Origin of the sequence: Cytobacillus stercorigallinarum (assembly GCF_014836495.1) — a bacterium.
Taxonomy (GTDB): domain Bacteria; phylum Bacillota; class Bacilli; order Bacillales; family Cytobacillaceae; genus Cytobacillus; species Cytobacillus stercorigallinarum.
Genome location: NZ_JACSQT010000002.1, coordinates 558375 through 575234, shown reverse-complemented (window position 1 = coordinate 575234; position 16860 = coordinate 558375). Strand labels below are relative to the sequence as shown.

At 35.9% G+C, this 16860-nt stretch carries 18 protein-coding genes; 14 read left to right on the top strand and 4 right to left on the bottom strand.

The window, feature by feature from the left end; all coding sequences use genetic code 11:
* The first annotated feature begins 17 nt into the window (after positions 1 to 17).
* Positions 18 to 500, top strand: a complete 483-nt coding sequence (gene coaD / locus H9655_RS07340; RefSeq protein WP_191812431.1) for a pantetheine-phosphate adenylyltransferase — start codon at positions 18 to 20, stop codon at positions 498 to 500.
* Positions 501 to 574: 74 nt separating this feature from the next.
* Here coaD and ylbJ read toward each other — a convergent pair whose 3' ends face one another.
* Entirely contained in the window at positions 575 to 1789 is a 1215-nt protein-coding gene (ylbJ, locus tag H9655_RS07335; RefSeq protein ID WP_191812429.1) for a sporulation integral membrane protein YlbJ, read from the bottom strand.
* A gap of 237 nt (positions 1790 to 2026) precedes the next feature.
* Between ylbJ and H9655_RS07330 the strand changes: the two genes are divergently transcribed.
* A complete protein-coding gene (locus H9655_RS07330) occupies positions 2027 to 2815 on the top strand; it encodes a patatin-like phospholipase family protein (RefSeq protein ID WP_191812427.1) in 789 nt (262 codons plus the stop codon).
* Complete coding sequence (locus tag H9655_RS07325) at positions 2812 to 3828, top strand: SepM family pheromone-processing serine protease (protein WP_191812425.1); 1017 nt, start codon at positions 2812 to 2814, stop codon at positions 3826 to 3828. Before H9655_RS07330 ends, H9655_RS07325 begins: the two co-directional genes overlap by 4 nt.
* 302 nt (positions 3829 to 4130) lie before the next feature.
* Here H9655_RS07325 and H9655_RS07320 read toward each other — a convergent pair whose 3' ends face one another.
* Positions 4131 to 5354, bottom strand: a complete 1224-nt coding sequence (locus H9655_RS07320; RefSeq protein WP_191812423.1) for a nucleotidyltransferase — start codon at positions 5352 to 5354, stop codon at positions 4131 to 4133.
* Positions 5355 to 5582: 228 nt separating this feature from the next.
* Here H9655_RS07320 and H9655_RS07315 point away from each other — a divergent pair, with 228 nt between their 5' ends.
* The 4 genes from H9655_RS07315 (at position 5583) to H9655_RS07300 (ending at position 8110) form a co-directional block, all read left to right on the top strand.
* Positions 5583 to 6104 (top strand): YceD family protein, encoded by a 522-nt coding sequence (locus H9655_RS07315; RefSeq protein ID WP_191812420.1) that lies wholly within the window; start codon positions 5583 to 5585, stop codon positions 6102 to 6104.
* 149 nt (positions 6105 to 6253) lie between these two features.
* The gene (gene rpmF, locus H9655_RS07310) at positions 6254 to 6427 is read left to right on the top strand and encodes a 50S ribosomal protein L32 (protein ID WP_095369631.1); all 174 of its coding nucleotides are present in this window, start codon (positions 6254 to 6256) and stop codon (positions 6425 to 6427) included.
* Between the two features lie 244 nt (positions 6428 to 6671).
* The gene (locus tag H9655_RS07305; protein ID WP_191812418.1) at positions 6672 to 7433 is read left to right on the top strand and encodes an enoyl-CoA hydratase/isomerase family protein; all 762 of its coding nucleotides are present in this window, start codon (positions 6672 to 6674) and stop codon (positions 7431 to 7433) included.
* A gap of 92 nt (positions 7434 to 7525) precedes the next feature.
* Entirely contained in the window at positions 7526 to 8110 is a 585-nt protein-coding gene (locus H9655_RS07300; protein WP_191812416.1) for an RsfA family transcriptional regulator, read from the top strand.
* A gap of 113 nt (positions 8111 to 8223) precedes the next feature.
* On the opposite strand, the gene H9655_RS07295 is transcribed toward H9655_RS07300, so the two are convergent.
* Positions 8224 to 8709 carry an N-acetyltransferase gene (locus H9655_RS07295; protein ID WP_191812414.1) on the bottom strand — a complete coding sequence of 162 codons (486 nt, stop codon included), beginning with the start codon at positions 8707 to 8709 and terminating at the stop codon, positions 8224 to 8226.
* A gap of 265 nt (positions 8710 to 8974) precedes the next feature.
* Between H9655_RS07295 and H9655_RS07290 the strand changes: the two genes are divergently transcribed.
* Genes H9655_RS07290 through H9655_RS07280 form a run of 3 tightly spaced genes read left to right on the top strand, consistent with a single transcriptional unit; the run spans position 8975 to position 12112 of the window.
* Positions 8975 to 10321, top strand: coding sequence for an acetyl-CoA carboxylase biotin carboxylase subunit (locus tag H9655_RS07290; protein WP_191812412.1), 1347 nt, complete (start codon positions 8975 to 8977; stop codon positions 10319 to 10321).
* Positions 10322 to 10345: 24 nt separating this feature from the next.
* Entirely contained in the window at positions 10346 to 10558 is a 213-nt protein-coding gene (locus H9655_RS07285; RefSeq protein ID WP_191812410.1) for an acetyl-CoA carboxylase biotin carboxyl carrier protein subunit, read from the top strand.
* A 12-nt stretch (positions 10559 to 10570) separates the two neighbouring features.
* Entirely contained in the window at positions 10571 to 12112 is a 1542-nt protein-coding gene (locus H9655_RS07280) for an acyl-CoA carboxylase subunit beta (protein WP_191812408.1), read from the top strand.
* A gap of 68 nt (positions 12113 to 12180) precedes the next feature.
* Here H9655_RS07280 and H9655_RS07275 read toward each other — a convergent pair whose 3' ends face one another.
* Positions 12181 to 12624, bottom strand: a complete 444-nt coding sequence (locus H9655_RS07275) for a PH domain-containing protein (RefSeq protein WP_191812406.1) — start codon at positions 12622 to 12624, stop codon at positions 12181 to 12183.
* Positions 12625 to 12931: 307 nt separating this feature from the next.
* On the opposite strand from H9655_RS07275, the gene H9655_RS07270 reads away from it, so the two are divergent.
* The 4 genes from H9655_RS07270 (at position 12932) to mraZ (ending at position 16832) form a co-directional block, all read left to right on the top strand.
* Entirely contained in the window at positions 12932 to 13831 is a 900-nt protein-coding gene (locus H9655_RS07270) for a 2-dehydropantoate 2-reductase (protein WP_191812404.1), read from the top strand.
* Positions 13828 to 14217 carry a DUF3397 domain-containing protein gene (locus H9655_RS07265; RefSeq protein WP_191812402.1) on the top strand — a complete coding sequence of 130 codons (390 nt, stop codon included), beginning with the start codon at positions 13828 to 13830 and terminating at the stop codon, positions 14215 to 14217. Before H9655_RS07270 ends, H9655_RS07265 begins: the two co-directional genes overlap by 4 nt.
* Before the next feature lie 164 nt (positions 14218 to 14381).
* Positions 14382 to 16016 carry a bacillithiol biosynthesis cysteine-adding enzyme BshC gene (bshC, locus tag H9655_RS07260; protein WP_191812400.1) on the top strand — a complete coding sequence of 545 codons (1635 nt, stop codon included), beginning with the start codon at positions 14382 to 14384 and terminating at the stop codon, positions 16014 to 16016.
* Positions 16017 to 16400: 384 nt separating this feature from the next.
* Positions 16401 to 16832 (top strand): division/cell wall cluster transcriptional repressor MraZ, encoded by a 432-nt coding sequence (mraZ, locus tag H9655_RS07255; RefSeq protein WP_191812398.1) that lies wholly within the window; start codon positions 16401 to 16403, stop codon positions 16830 to 16832.
* Positions 16833 to 16860 lie beyond the last annotated feature (28 nt).

Sequence of the window (16860 nt, the reverse complement as noted above, 5' to 3'; positions counted from 1 at the left end):
GAAAGCAGGGGATAAAAATGAGCGGGATTGCCGTATGTCCAGGAAGTTTTGATCCAATTACTTTTGGCCATTTGGATATTATTAAAAGGGGAGCAAAAGTATTTGACGAAATACATGTTGTGCTATTAAATAACTCTTCGAAGAATCCACTCTTCTCTGTTGAAGAAAGAATCCACTTGATTGAAGAAGTGACAAAAGAAATTCCTAATGTCAAAGTGGGGACTTTTCAAGGTTTATTAGTGGATTATGCTAAAAGTGTAGATGCGAAAGCAATTATACGTGGGCTAAGGGCTGTGTCAGACTTTGAATATGAGATGCAAATCACATCGATGAATCGAGTATTAAATGATGATATCGAAACATTCTTCGTTATGACGAATAATCAATATTCCTTTTTAAGTTCAAGTATCGTAAAAGAGGTGGCAAAATATCAAGGAGATATTTCTGACCTTGTTCCAGCAGTTGTACAACATGCGCTACACAAAAAATTCGCTAAGTAAAATAAAGAGGCAGGTCAACTCACCAGAGATTGTCTGCCTTTTTTTATACGATCATTCTCCTTCAAGGTCGTGTACTAATGGGAATGAAAATGCCTACGATAGTAGATAAAAATATATAGAATGAGAGAAAATAAAGTAATGAGTGGTCCAAGTGTTATCATGTATTCATATAGGGTGAAACCTTCATTTTGAAAAACTGGTATGGCATTAGATGGTTGTTCAAATGACACGCGGTTATATAATAAATGCCAAAATAGATAGGCGTAAAAAGCAGCAATAAATGAATGAATAATTCGAGCGATGAAAAACGGCTTAAAGCGAATATCAGATTGAGCGATAATGCTTGCGACTTGTGCTTGAACGCTGAATCCACAAAAGGCTAAGATAGCACTTGCAATCATTACTTTTTGTAACAGAGGAACATGATCGACTTGAGCGGTCATTTGATTTCCTTGAGTCAGTTCAAAAATACCAGAGAATAAAGCTTTACTAAATTCAGGGGAAATTTGGAAAACAGATAATAATAGACCAAGCCCATAAGCGAAAAAGTCGGTAATGCCAATGTGGAATAATAATTTATTTATGACCGAAAATAAAATAATAAAGCCGCCGATCATTAATAAAGTATGGATAGAAGATATTACAGCATCACCAACAAGCTTTCCTAATGGACGCTGTTCTTGTAACCTTGTTTCATGTAAGACATTAAATGCTTCCTTAAAAGAAAATTTTCGAGTGGGAGGCGTGGCTATCTCAGTGTTCTGCTCTTCTTCCTTTCGTCCGTAAAAGCGCATGATTAAACCTACAGTTAAATTACCTAGATAATGGGCTAGGGCAAGAATAATCCCTAATTTTGTATTATGAAAGAACCCAACAGAAACCGCGCCAAAAATAAACAAAGGATTGGAACAGTTAGAGAAGGAAACAAGTCGCTCTGCTTCCAGACGTGATATTTGTTTCTCTTGTCTTAATCGTACTGTGAACTTCGCTCCAGCTGGATAACCAGATGCCATTCCCATAGCTAACACAAAGCCGCCAACACCTGGAACTTTGAACAATGGTCGCATGAGTGGTTCTAAGAGGACACCAATAAATTTCACAACACCAAAACCGATTAAAACCTCGGCTATAATAAAAAACGGTAAGAGGGAAGGAAAAACAATTTCCCACCACATTTCGAGGCCCCTTCTCGATGCATCAACGGATTCTTGCGGATATAATATAAGTGAAAAGGCGATTAATGACGCCGAAAGTGCAAGCATGATTGTTTTTAACTTTGAACGTGACACGAATGAGCCTCCCTTATGTAATGACGGCTGGAACACATTGTAAGCATGTCCTTCTTCTATTGAATATACGACGATAAATGAAAAATTAGACCATTGATTTCAAAACGACATTACTTATTGCCTGTTAACTAAAGCATCAATTTATACATAAGATAATAAATAGCCTGATGTATTCTGATATCCAACCATGTAAAGAAGAAAGACAATCATTTTATGAAAGAGATTGGAGGGAAAGATTTGGTTCGACCAAAAATAGGTCTTGCTCTCGGATCTGGTGGTGCGCGTGGGTTTGCTCATCTTGGTGTAATAAAAGCGCTTGTGGATAAAGATATACCAATTGACTTGATTGCAGGGAGCAGTATGGGGGCAATGGTAGGCTGCTTTTACGCTACAGGCATAGATATTGAAACATTATATAAATTTTCCACTGTTTTTAAAAGAAAGTATTATTTGGATTTTACGGTTCCTAGAAGGGGGTTTGTTGCTGGTAATCGCGTGAAGGAATTTATCCGTGTATTCACACAAGACAAGAAAATAGAAGATTTAACTATTCCTGTTTCTGTTGTCGCAACGGACATCCAGAAGGGAGAGAAGGTAATTTTCCAAGAAGGGCCAATAGCAGAAGCTGTTAGAGCAAGTATATCTATTCCTGGTATTTTTGTACCTGAAAAGGTTGATGGGCGGTTACTAGTCGATGGGGGGGTTATTGACCGTGTGCCTGTTTCAGTTGTAAAAGATATGGGAGCAGATATTATTATTGCTGTTGATGTCTCAAGGGTAAATGTTCAGACAGAGATACACTCCATTTATGATGTGATTATGCAGAGCCTAGATATTTTACAAATGGAGAATGTAATCAACCGTGAAATAGCATCCAATGTGATGATTCGACCGAGTGTAGAGATGTATAGTTCAAAAGCTTTTACAAATATAAATGAAATAATTAAGATAGGAGAAGAGGAAGCGCTCAAATATATTGATAAAATAAAAGAAATAATCGAAAATTGGAAGGAGCCAAATGAATGAAAAGAAAAATTTGGGCTCGCTCCTTCTTCGTCTTAGCATTACTCGTCCTTGTTACTTCTTTTATACAACTTCCTTATTATGTCTCAAAGCCAGGGATGGCGAAAGAATTAGAACCAATCATTGAAGTTGAGAATGGAGACAATGCGACAGGAAGTTTCATGCTTACGACTATAAGAATGGGCAAAGCGAATATTTATACTTATTTATGGGCGAAATGGCAAAAATATCAACATATTTATCCTATTGAGGATATTCGAAGAGAAGATGAAACTGATCGAGAATATCAGTTAAGGCAATTATACTTAATGGATAACTCCAAGCAGTCAGCCATAGAAGTGGCATATCAACATGCTGGTTTAGAAGTAAATTACAATTATCAAGGTGTGTATGTACTTAACATTATGGAAGGTATGCCAGCAGAGGGGAAACTTGAAGCATCAGATAGGGTAACGAAAGTAGATGGCCAATCATTTCAATCTTCAGAGCAATTTATTGATATGGTTTCATCAAAATCGGAAGGTGACAGCATATCCCTTACTTTTGAAAGAAACGGGGAAGAAAGAGAAACTGATATCGAACTACAGAAAATTGCCGCGACCGGAAAGGCTGGTGTGGGCATCACATTAGTGGATGATAAAGAGATTACAGTTGATCCAGAAGTGGCGATTGATACAAGTGAAATTGGTGGTCCGTCCGCTGGCTTTATGTTTTCATTAGAAATCTATAATCAGTTAGTTCAGGGAGATATAACAAGAGGATATGAAATCGCCGGAACTGGAACAATCGCACCAGATGGTACGGTTGGGCGCATCGGTGGAATAGATCAAAAAATAGTGGCTGCAGATAATGCCGGAGCAGATATCTTCTTTGCACCGAACGAGAATAATAGTGATAAATCAAACTACAAAGAGGCAGTTAAAACAGCTAAAGATATTGATACGGATATGAAAATCATCCCAATTGACACATTTGATGATGCAGTGAAGTACTTAGAAGACCTAGAAGCTAAATGATAGAAAATGTTTTTATTAAAAGTGTGGTCTGTAATGAATAACGGAGAAGTTCTGCTAAATGAATCAGAATTTCTCCGTTATTTTTATGAGGTTATTTTTATGAGTTTTTTTCATATTTAGTTATGTGTATTCGCCCAATGCTACTGATTTTCTGTAGCTATTTACAAGTAGAGGGTAGGTTGTGATACTCAACCAGAGCGATGGCGAAAATTGTCTTTTCCGCTAACTAACCAGTGTTATTTTTAGCTTAAACAGTACAAAAACTTATTTGACTATAACCTTAAACAAACTAAGCGCCGCTTTTATCGCTTGTCATAAATGATTGGTGGTTGGCTAAAGTCAAGTTTTAAAAGCTGCTGTTGTTGTGGAGAATTTGCTGCCAGTGCATATATTCTAGTTGCTTTAAGGTCTAGAGCTAATGACTCCCGATTTTTTTCGGAGACTTTAGAAATGAGTGGAAGCTTAAACTCACCTTTATGTTGATTTAAATAGACTCGCCCTTTTGATGACATGCCAAGTAAGCGAAGATATTCAGCTTCCTCTATATGCGACATGGATTGTTTACTCACATGGATAAGAATATACAAACAAATTCTTTGAATGCGTGTCCATGTATACCGTTTTGTTTTCACTGCTTCCATAAATGATTGAAAAGAAGTTGAAGTCTTACTCGCCTCGATTAAACGAAATTCGATCCCTTCTTCAACCTCATATATTTCTCTAAGTTGGGCAGGTGACGAACTAAGCAAGCGGTACTGTAGCATAGGCCAATATCGTTCCCAATGATGCAGAACTCCATATTTTTTATAATACGAATGCAAGGCATCATATGAGGTTCTCGGCATATATTTAAAAGTTTCTTCTATATTTTGTTCTTGAGAAAATATCTTTTTTCTGATGCTTGTAGCACTTGCAATTGTTGATGCATTAAAGTCTTCATCGTGAAACTCCGCATTCTTTCTGGCGATTGTGGTTGGCTCCATTTTCGCATTTTGTTGCTTTATAGCTTTTATGTATTGGAAACCAAGAATATTATTCGGTTTTGTTAAATCCACTATTTCTTCATCGATGGCCAATTGTAATTGTTGGAAAGCAAGAGATGCAGCTTTAGGATAACTATAGCCTTCTTTACTATAATGTTTAAGCAGTTGGTTATACTCAATTTCATGTTTCTGTAACCCGTGATAAGTTGATAAAAATGGTTGTATATTCCCTTGTTCACTACCAAATGATAAATATTGACACAGTGTAGCTTCGAGTATTGATATGGCTCCTTTTGCAAATATATCTGCTTGAGATGTCGCAAATGAGAAAGGCAGTTCAAAAACAAGATCACAGCCACCAGCTAAGGCCATTTCTGCTCGCGTCCACTTTGATACGATTGCCGGCTCTCCTCTTTGCAGGAAGTTACCACTCATCACACAAATCACCACGTCTGCACCTGTTTCCTTTTTTGCTTGCTCCACTTGATAGGCATGCCCATTATGAAAAGGATTATATTCAACGACAATACCGACAGCTTTCATTTGTTAACCACTCCTTCTTATTTTAATTATAAATGAAGAAATAAAATTTCACTAATGGTTCCATAAATCGACGATAAAGGTTTGCAAATTGAATAAAATTGGTTACAATACTAAGAGAAAATGAGATAAATGATTCTCTTTTCAATAACCTTCTGACTGTAAAGAAAAAATATTGACAAATAATTATATGAAAGCTATAATTACCTTTGTTGCCTTGGGGTGATTTATATGAAATGGACTTTAAGTCAGTTACAGAAGTATCGAAGCAAGGACTTCCCCTTTGATGAAATCGTCAATGTTGATGAATTAGTCAAAATGGATAATGAAATCAGAGATGCCTCACCAATGAGAATTACTGGTCGAGCAGATATTGATTCTGAGAAAGTGATTGTCCATTTTAAAATGGAAGGTCATTTGATTCTCCCTTGTTCTCGCACGTTGGTTGACGTTAAATATCCAATTAATGTGGAAACAATTGAAACATTCCTCTTGAAAGCTAGCGATTATGAAACTGAAGAGGAAGTTCATCAAGTACAAGGTGATGTAATAGACATGATGCCTATTATTCATGAAATTCTTGTGCTTGAGGTCCCTATGCAAGTATTCTGCGATGATAGCGGTGAAGAGGGCGCTCCTCAATCAGGAAAAGATTGGGAGGTCATTTCCGAGCAAGAGAAAACGGAAAAGATTGATCCACGTCTTGCTGGACTTGCTCAGCTACTTAATCAAAAGGATTCTTCTGATTCATAACTGGAAGAAAACAGTGAAAGCTGGTCTTAATAATTTTTTCTTCATAGTGTATGTTCAAAATATAGAGAGGTCTTTTCTACTCTATTGTATTAATAGAAGTTAATCCTCAAGTTTGAACGACTCTAAATCTCTATAAGGAGGTGGGAATAATGGCTGTACCTTTTAGAAGAACATCTAAAACTGCAAAAAGACAACGTCGTACCCATTTTAAATTACAGGTTCCTGGTATGGTAGAATGCCCAAATTGTGGTGAAATGAAACTTTCACACCGCGTTTGTAAAGCTTGTGGAACTTACAAAGGAAAAGAAGTTGTAAACAACTAATTTTTCATATGACAAAACGCTGGAGCAATAAAAGCTTCAGCGTTTTTTCTATTGTCTGTTGTCAACTTTTTCTGGCATAGTAATGAAGAAACAAAAGAATTGAATATAGGGATCTACAGCGGAGTATCCTATAAAAATTTTAATAATTATTCAAGGTTTATAAAGCAATGGAGCAAAAAGCTATGCAAAATTTATTCCTAATTATCTTTGTTACATTATACTTTTTAAAGGAGATCTGATAATAATGAGCAGTTACCTAATACATAAGGAAGAAAATTTGCTTGTATTCACGATTACTAGAGAACATAAGAGAAATGCCATTAATTATGAGGTAATGGATGGTCTGCTTAAAGTAATTGAAATGACTAAACAAGAAGCAAACATAAAAGGGTTGGTCATCACTGGAGAAGGAGAGAGAGCCTTTTGTTCTGGTGGCGACTTATCTGCTTTTCAACATCTGATCACTGCAGAAGAAGCATTTAACATGCTATCTAAAATGTCAAAGATTTTATATAAGCTCACTACACTCAACAAACCGACAATTGCCCTTATGAATGGAACTGCAGTAGGTGGTGGATGTGAACTGGCTACAGCATGTGATTTCCGCATCGCTAAAAAAGGAACAAAAATGGGCTTTATTCAAGGTACTTTAGCTATTACTACAGGTTGGGGCGGAGGTAGTATATTATTGGAGAAGCTGGAGAATGAAGTTGCTTTAAAGTTACTGATGGAAGCTAGACCACTCGCGGCAGAAGACTTGTATAAAAAAGGTTTTATTCATGCTATTTATGATCAAGTAAGTATGGAAGTAGTGCAAGAATTCTTTGGCAACATTAATAGAATTCATACAGATGTTTTATCTGCCTATAAAGAGATCCTTGTTCGTAAGTGGAAGGTCACACAATTAGAAAAAAGAATGGAAGAAGAAGTTCGTGCTTGCTCGATTCTTTGGAGTAAGGAAAGTCACCATCAAGCGGTAAATACATTTTTAACAAAAAATAAGTAAATAAAGAAAACGACTGAATATCCCATGTTTAAGTCTATCTTTTCTAGTATAAGCATAAGATGAAATAAAAACACTACTAGGAGGGGTTAGGGATGTCTTCTACTCGTCAAGATGCGTGGTCACAAGATGAAGATGTTTTACTAGCTGAAGTCGTTCTTCGCCAAATAAGAGGTGGAGGAACACAACTTCAAGCATTTGAAGAAGTGGGTAAAAAGTTATCAAGAACAGGTGCTGCCTGTGGGTTTCGCTGGAACTCATATGTAAGAAAGCAATATAAGAAAGCAATTGAAGTAGCAAAGAAACAACGGAAAGAATTAAAGAACCGTAAAAAAGACCCAGCACCATCATCATTGGTTGTTGAAGAGGCAGCAAAAGAAAAACAAGTATCAACAAGCCCCCCGCAATTAAGCTTTAATGAAATTGTAGAGAGCCTTAAATCTGTATATGAACAAGCGGAAAATGCTCATTCTGCTGAAAAAAACACATTATCTCATTATGAGGGGAAAATTACTTCTTTAGAAAAACAAACTTATTATTTAGCTGCTGAGAATGAAAGATTATTAAAAGAAATACAAACATTGGAGCAGGATTATAAGGCGCTTGTAGAAATAATGGAAAAAGCAAGAAAAATGGTTGTACTAAAAACCGACGATCGCGAAAAAAATGTGCGTGTATAATTTCTATTACCCTATTACGAACAATGATATGTATACTTAAGTTTCCTTATAAAGTTTATTTTATATTATAAATAAAAGAGCACTCCATTTATATTCGGAGTGCCTTTTTATGTTTATTCGTCTTCTTTTAAAGATTCCTTTACCATACCCTCTGGAAACCATAGAACAGGGTTTTCCCCTAAATCCCTATCCATATCATATTGAGCTGATGTGAAGCCCATCTTTTCCCAGAATTCCTTTGACTTAATTCTTGTGTTCGTCTTAATAGGTAGGTTAAAGCTCTTGGCGAAGTTAACAAGTGCTGATCCATAACCTTTTGATTGATAATCCTTCAACACTTCAAGCTTCCAAAGTTCTAAATAATCATGAGAAGGTTGGAAGTAACGGTCGAATTTGGCTTCTACTTTATAAAGACTCATGCGGGCAACGAGTAGGTCTCCGAAGTAAATACCATAAAAAGGTGATTGGCTTCCGTTTTCTATAATATTGCCTTCGAGATCCTCGAGCATTGATAATTCTTGAAGACCATATTCTTTAAACTTTTTAAAATCTTCTAAGGTTCTGTAATTTACTTTTAGTCTTTCAACTTTATAGCTCATGATTCATCCCCCTAAAACACTTATGTAATTTATTGAATGCGCTTACTGTCTATCATTATATAACAATATTAAGAAAATTTCTTTAGTAAACTGTTATTCTTTTATCATTCAAGGCATAAAAATGTATTGTTCAAAAATAAACGTAAGCGTTTTCAATAAAAAAGAAGGAAAAAGAGAGAACTTTGTAGAAATAGAGAATATTGCGATAAATTATATTTATTTGCATTTGTATTAATGTAGTAACGAACGAAGGGAGACTAAATGATTGCAGAAAATATTAATTGCCAATAGAGGAGAAATTGCCTTAAGAATTATTAAAACTTGTAAAGCACTGGGAATCGAAACGGTCGCAATATACTCAGAGGCAGATGAAGGGATGCCATTTGTTATCGAGGCAGATCAAGCATTTCTGATTGGGCCACCGCCAGTTAATCAATCTTATTTAAATGTTGAGAAAATCATTCAAATAGCTTTGGCAGAGAAGGTTGATGCTATTCATCCAGGCTATGGTTTCTTATCTGAGAATGCTGATTTTGCTAGAAAAATTCATGCAGCGGGCATTATTTTTATCGGACCGAACCCTGACACAATTGAAAAAATGGGAGATAAGATTATTTCTAGGCAAACGATGGAAAAAGCTGGCGTACCTATTGTGCCCGGTAGTCATAGTGGTGTTGTAACGGTTGAAGCTGCTCTTGCTTTAGCTGAAACATATGGTTACCCTATTATGCTTAAGGCAAGTGGAGGCGGCGGTGGAATCGGTATGGTGCGCTGTGAAACTGAGCAAGCGCTCAAAAGTGCCTTCACCTCGACAAAATCAAGAGCGAAAGCATACTTTGGCAGTGATGAAGTATTCGTAGAAAAGTGTATAGAGGGTAGTCGTCATATTGAGGTACAAATATTTGGTGATGATAAGGGCCAGATTGTTAGCTTATTTGAAAGAGATTGTTCTATTCAAAGAAGGCATCAGAAAGTCATTGAAGAATCGCCTAGCCCCTCTCTATCAATGAAAACGAGGGAGAAGATGCTTGAGACTGCTATTAAAGCAGGTGAGGCAGTAGGATATAAAAATGCTGGTACCGTTGAATTTATCGTCGATGCGGATGAGAATTTCTACTTTCTAGAAATGAATACACGTCTCCAAGTCGAGCATCCTGTCACAGAACAAATAACGGGGATAGACTTGGTAGAATGGCAAATAGGTATTGCTAAAGGAAAAGAACTTCCTCTTAAGCAAAGTGAAATTAAATCAGTGGGGCATGCGATGGAGTTCCGCTTGTATGCAGAAGACCCTGTTACATTTATGCCTTCGCCTGGTACAATTAGCCAATTAAAATGGGGAAACCCTGACGGTGTTCGCATTGATTATGGTTATGTTGAAGGTTCTAAAGTAACCCCATTTTACGATCCAATGATTGCGAAATGTATTATCACGGGCGAGAACCGAGAGGAAACCTTACAAAAAGCAGCACAATTTTTCGAGGAACTAGAAATTTCTGGAATCAAAACGAATGCCCCGTTGTTTGTAGAAATTTTAGATGATCAAGATTTTAGTAAAGGTCAATATACAACTGATTTTTTAAAAAATAAATCATTAATGAAAAAACAGTAATACAACCCCAAGGAGGAAAAGAAAATGAAAGAAATCGTAGCAAATATGGCAGGTACAGTTCTTAATGTGTTAGTTGCAAAAGGAGATGAAATTACTGCAGGTCAAGAAGTACTTGTCTTAGAAAGTATGAAAATGGAAATTCCGATTGAGAGCAATCAAGGCGGTAAGGTAGCTGAGTTAAAAGTTAATATTGGTGATTTTGTGAATGAAGGCGATTCTTTATTAGTTTTAGAATAAGGAGAGATAAACATGACAACGATACAAACACTAACAAACGATTTAAAAGAGAGACGAAAAAAAATTGAAGCGGGCGGTGCGCCTAAATACCATGAAAAGCTTGAAGGTCAAAATAAATTATTTGCCCGAAAGCGTTTAGAACTATTATTGGATGATGGTTTTTACGAAGAAGATGGTAAGTTTGCTAACTGTAGTGAGGAAGGATTGCCAGCTGATGGTGTCATCACGGCAGTAGGAAAGATTAATGGACGCACAGTTTGTGTGATGGCGAATGATTCAACTATTAAAGCAGGATCATGGGGAGCTAGAACAGTTGAAAAGATTATTCGTATTCAAGAAACAGCGGAAAAACTTAAAGCTCCTTTGCTTTATTTAGTAGATTCAGCTGGTGCAAGAATAACCGATCAATTAGATATGTTTCCAAACCGAAGAGGTGCGGGGAGAATTTTTCATAATCAAGTAAAACTTTCTGGTGTTGTCCCTCAAGTTTGTTTACTATTTGGACCATCGGCAGCAGGCGGCGCCTATATTCCCGCTTTTTGTGATATTGTTATTATGGTTGACGGCAATGCTTCTATGTATTTAGGGTCACCAAGAATGGCGGAAAAAGTTATTGGGGAAAAGGTTACCCTAGAAGAAATGGGCGGAGCAAGAATGCATTGTTCTGTTAGTGGTTGTGGGGATTACTTAGCATACAGTGAGGAAGAAGCGATTACGGTCGCACAAAACTACTTATCTTATTTTCCGGGGAATTTTCAAGAATTACCGCCGACTAAAGAACCTGTAGCACCTAAAACTGGTAAGTCTTTAGAAGAGATCATTCCTGTGAATCAAAATGCCCCATTTGATATGTATGAATGTATTGAACAACTAGTTGATGAGAATAGTTTTTTTGAAATGAAGAAATTATTCGCAGCTGAACTTATTACCGGAATAGCGAGAATAGATGGAAAACCAGTCGGAATTATCGCAAATCAGCCAAAGGTTAAGGGCGGCGTTCTTTTTGTTGACTCGGCTGACAAAGCAGCAAAGTTTATCTCACTATGTGATGCCTATCATATTCCATTGTTATTTTTAGCGGATGTTCCAGGGTTTATGATTGGCACTAAAGTTGAAAGAGCAGGAATTATTAGACATGGCGCAAAGTTAATTGCTGCAATGAGTTCTGCGACAGTACCTAAGATTTCAGTTATTGTAAGGAAAGCTTACGGTGCAGGGTTATATGCGATGGCGGGGCCAGCCTTTGAACCAGATTGCTGTATTGCCTTACCAACTGCTCAAATAGCTGTTATGGGACCTGAGGCTGCAGTCAATGCTGTTTACTCTAATAAGATTAATGAAATTGAAGATATGAAAGAGCGCATTGCGTATGTACAAGAAAAACAAAAAGAATATAAGGAAACAATTGATATTTATAAACTGGCATCGGAACTCATTATAGATGATATTATCGCTCCAGACGAGCTTAGAAGTGCCCTTATTAATCGCTTTGAGTTATACGCTACAAAAGATATACCAATCGTTTCTAGAAAACATCCAGTAAATCCAGTTTAAAGACAAATACCCTGACCTTTCTTAGGAGAGTATCAGGGTTTTTTCCTTTCTTGGAGATGTACAATCTACTATTTGTTCTTATCAGTGCTAATGTTTAAGTTTTGTTTTCTTAATTGATTGATAAACTCAGTTTTGTTTTTAGGTGAAATGGCAATTGTTTTGAACTTCCCATAATTAATTTCAAGTTTATCGATAGACAAAGCAGGATCTGTAAACGGGTTTTTAGTTTCCGTAACGCTGTGAATATCAGCTATCTTGATTTTCCACCTAAAAGGCCCATATTGAATAGTAAGAACATCTTTTTTAATTGAATACCCTGTCTTAAACCAAATCCACAGCAGACAAAATCCAATGAGCGATAAAGTAATAATTTTTATCCATTGTTTATCTAAGAACGATGGGCTTATCCAAACTCCGAAGTTTGGAAAGAAAATGGGTGGTATAATGAAAAACAATGCACATAACCAATAGATGATTGACAACCATAAATCTTTCTTTGATGGAAAATACATATAATCATTTCCTTTCGTTATTATGCTATACGCTTTTCTTGTTTAACCGGTTTCGTAAATTTTGAAAAACTCATAAGTAAGTTCGGAGTGGCTCGCACCCTTATTTTTTATAAGGTAAACGAATGCACTTTTTTATCTCTATCGTGTTTATTTTGAGTGTGGAATCTTTGAGCAATGATTATGGATAGTAGCCCTCCAAACAAAAAAAAGAAAAATATATGAAACTTTTAAGAAAAAAAGAATCGTCTCACCTTTCTAGAATGAAATTTGCTAAAATGAGACTAAATACATTGTAAGTGAAGTGATAATGATGAAAATTGGGATTATTGGCGGAGGTTCTATCGGACTATTATATGCCTTTTATTTAAATCAACAACATGAGGTTACTCTTTATGTGCGTTCAGATGAGCAAAAGGACATTATCTCCTTAGAAGGTATCTTTTTAAATACGAAAGAAAATCGGAGGAATGAACGTATTCATGTTGAATATATACATAATTGGAAAGGGCAAGACGAGATTACCTTTGTTGCTGTAAAAGAATATCACCTTGACCCACTCCTTGCCACTCTTAGCATACATACAAAAACGGTATTTATTTTTCTGCAAAATGGTATGGGTCATTTAGAAAAGCTCGAACGGTTAAAAAATCAACAAGTCTATATTGGTACAGTAGAACATGGTGCACTAAAGGTAAATAAAAATGAAGTGAACCATACGGGAATGGGGGTAACAAAGCTTGCTCCTTTAATGGAAAATGCTGAACCCACCCTACTGTCGAATGTAGTGGCTAATAGCGAAGATTTTCCGTTTGTGCTTTATCATAACTATGAGGAAATCATGCTGAAGAAATTAGTTGCCAATGCTGTGATTAACCCTTTGACAGCAATTTTAAAGATAAGAAATGGCTTACTAATTGAAGACCCATCTTATTTTAAAGTATTTAAAATCTTATTAACAGAAGTAACAGCTGCGCTTTCAATTAAAGAGAGTCAAGAGATCGAAACATATGTTGAATCAATTTGTAGAAAGACTGCTCATAATCACTCATCTATGTTCAAAGATATTGTTGAAGGCAGGAAAACAGAAGTTGATTCCATTGTTGGTTATTGTCTTAATCAAGCAAAAAAAAGTCAAGAGAGTGTACCATTATTAACATCTTGTTATTTTATGATCAAGGGGATGGAAAAAAAGGGGGAGAACGATTGAGTGTATTTTTATCCTCGATGATTGCGACATTTATTACTATACCATTTCTAGGGTATTTGCTCGTTTTTATCATTTGTAAACAAGTGACGAAAAAGCATAAGAAGTCTGTACATCTAGCTCTTGATATTACCACATTGTTGCTCATTCTCTCTGTTCACTTTATGATAGCTTCAATTTGGAATCGTTCGTACATTTGGTTGATTTTTCTTTTCCTTATTACTACTGCTATACTTTATCTTTTGTATTATTGGCGGGTAAAGCAAGAAATCGATTACAGTAAATTGTTCAAAGGATATTGGCGCATTAATTTTTTGTTTTTTCTTACTGCTTACGGTGTTTTGATAGTAATTGGTATTTTTAACAGTATAAGTTATTTGGTATTTTAAAAAGGCTCTTTAGTTGGCTAAGGAAATATATTATCATTATGAATGATGAAATCAAAAGAAGTTAAAATCTAGCTCATCATAAGCAAAGTTTTTTTCTTTTCTTTTCTGACAATGCTATACTCATAAAGATACTTGGAAAATGTGTTTAGAAAGGAAGTTCATAGATGGAGATTTTGCATCTCACAATACCGGCCACTAATCGGTTTGCAACAGAGTATACTGCTCAAGATGAGAAAATTCAGCCATACTTCCACTACCGTTATAATCATAATAGTGATTTAAAGAGACGTATAGAAGAACTTGGTCAGAGAAATTTTTCACGAGATAAGCTAGTAAGTCATATAAGTGATTTCATGAGTAGCTTTCCAACATCTGAGAAAGTACAAGAATCTCTTAAAAAACTAAATGATGATAAAAGTGTAGTTGTTATTGGAGGGCAGCAGGCAGGTATAATGACTGGACCACTTTATTCCATACATAAAGTCATTTCTATCATTGCCTTTGCTAAGGAAAAAGAGCGGGAATTAAATGTTCCTGTTGTACCTGTTTTTTGGATTGCTGGTGAGGATCATGATTATCAAGAGGTAAACCATATTTATTGTTGTGAAAACAACCAAATGAAAAAGCAGGTGTACCCAGAATCACCGAATGATAAAACGATGGTATCAAATATCGCTATTGATTCAGATGTTTGTATCAAGTGGGTTGACGAAATCATTGAGTCATATGGTGAAACCGCATTTACAAAAGATATTATGTCGTTCATCCATAAGGCTATAGAACAATCGAAAACATATGTAGACGTATTCGCCCATTTAATTATGGGGATGTTTAAAGAACATGGTCTGTTATTGGTTGATTCAGGTAATGCGCAATTAAAACAATTGGAAAAGGGCATATTAGCTGAGCAAATCAAAGCTGCGACAAAAATGACAACAGCTGTGCTTGAAAATCAACAGAGATTACAAGCTGATGGTTATGCTAAGATGTTAGAAATCAGTGAAACTGCTGCTAATCTCTTCTATTATGATGAAGTTTTTAAAGAGAGAATCCTACTTGATTACAATCATCAAACCCAATTGTTTGTAAATACAGATGCTAAAATAAGCTTCACATTAGAAGAAATGCTAATGATGGCTGAAACAACACCTGAGAAATTGAGTAATAATGTTGTTACAAGACCTTTAACACAGGAATTACTTTTCCCTACATTAGCGTTTATTGCTGGACCAGGGGAAATCGCCTACTGGGCAGAACTGCAAAAAGTGTTTGAGCAGTTCTCTTTAAAAATGCCGCCACTAGTTCCACGCTTGAATTTCACGATTTTAGAGAGAGCAATTGAATCGGAAATGAAAGAGCTTGGATTATCATTAGAAGATGTATTAATAAATGGCACTGAAGAACGAAAGGATCAGTTTCTCCAATCCGTCCAAAGTAAAGAACGAGATGAAATTTTAAACGAATTACAAGCGAAACTAGAAGATTCTTACAAACAGTTATTAACTTATACTTCAGAGCAAGAAAAGGGTATGTACCCACTCGTAGAAAAGAATCAAGCACTTGTGCAAAAGCAAATTGCATTTATACAAACTAAATTTAAACAATCGACAGAGCAAAAATATACAAATATACTCTCGAAATTTGATCGTATTCAATCTTCGGTAAAACCAGACGGTAACCCACAAGAAAGGGTATGGAATGGACTTTATTTTATCAACAAGTACGGTTTATCATTCTTCTCCCGAATTCTCGATCAGGAACTACCGTTTGATGGTACGCATAAAGTGATTAAGGTATAAAGCAAAAGACTTAATTCCTTCTCAATATAGAGGAGGGTTTAAGTCTTTTTTTTTTGCAGAACAGCCAAAGTACAGGAAGAAGTTTAAGGCTAGGCGAACAACAAAGAGAATCTTTTTAAGTTAGGCGTAATTGATATGCCTTTGTCGATTTTTAAAATGTGTGACTAAAGAAACATCTTCTTTTGACAATTCTCTTTCAACTTTATGCATTTTGAAAGAGATAAGCCGAAAAAAGCAAATATTTTTGTAAAAAGATAGCGAAAGAAAAATATTTGAAAAGTAAAAAAACAGCAGGAATTTATTGGACATAAGCGAATCATTTAAAATAGTGGAGGAAAGTGGGGGAATGTGGTACATTTGTGTTAGAAAGTGGGTGAAGCGGGTATGTTTATGGGAGAATACCATCATAATGTTGATACGAAGGGCCGCTTAATCGTACCCGCTAAATTTCGTGAGAACTTAGGAGAGATATTTGTATTAACACGAGGTTTGGATCAATGTTTATTTGGTTATCCCTTAACAGAATGGAAAGAGCTTGAAGAGAAACTAAAAGCTTTACCCATGACAAAAAAGGACGCCCGCGCTTTTACCCGATTCTTCTTCTCGGGTGCAACAGAATGTGAAATTGACAAACAAGGACGAGTAAATATCGCTTCCCCACTAATGCAATATGCAAAATTAGACAAAGAATGTGTCGTATTAGGTGTTTCCAACCGAATTGAGATTTGGAGTAGAAGCCTTTGGGAAGAATATTTTGCAGAGTCAGAAGAATCTTTTGCTGAAATTGCAGAAAATATGATTGGCTTTGATATTTAAGCAAGGCTGAACCCGAATGAATACATAA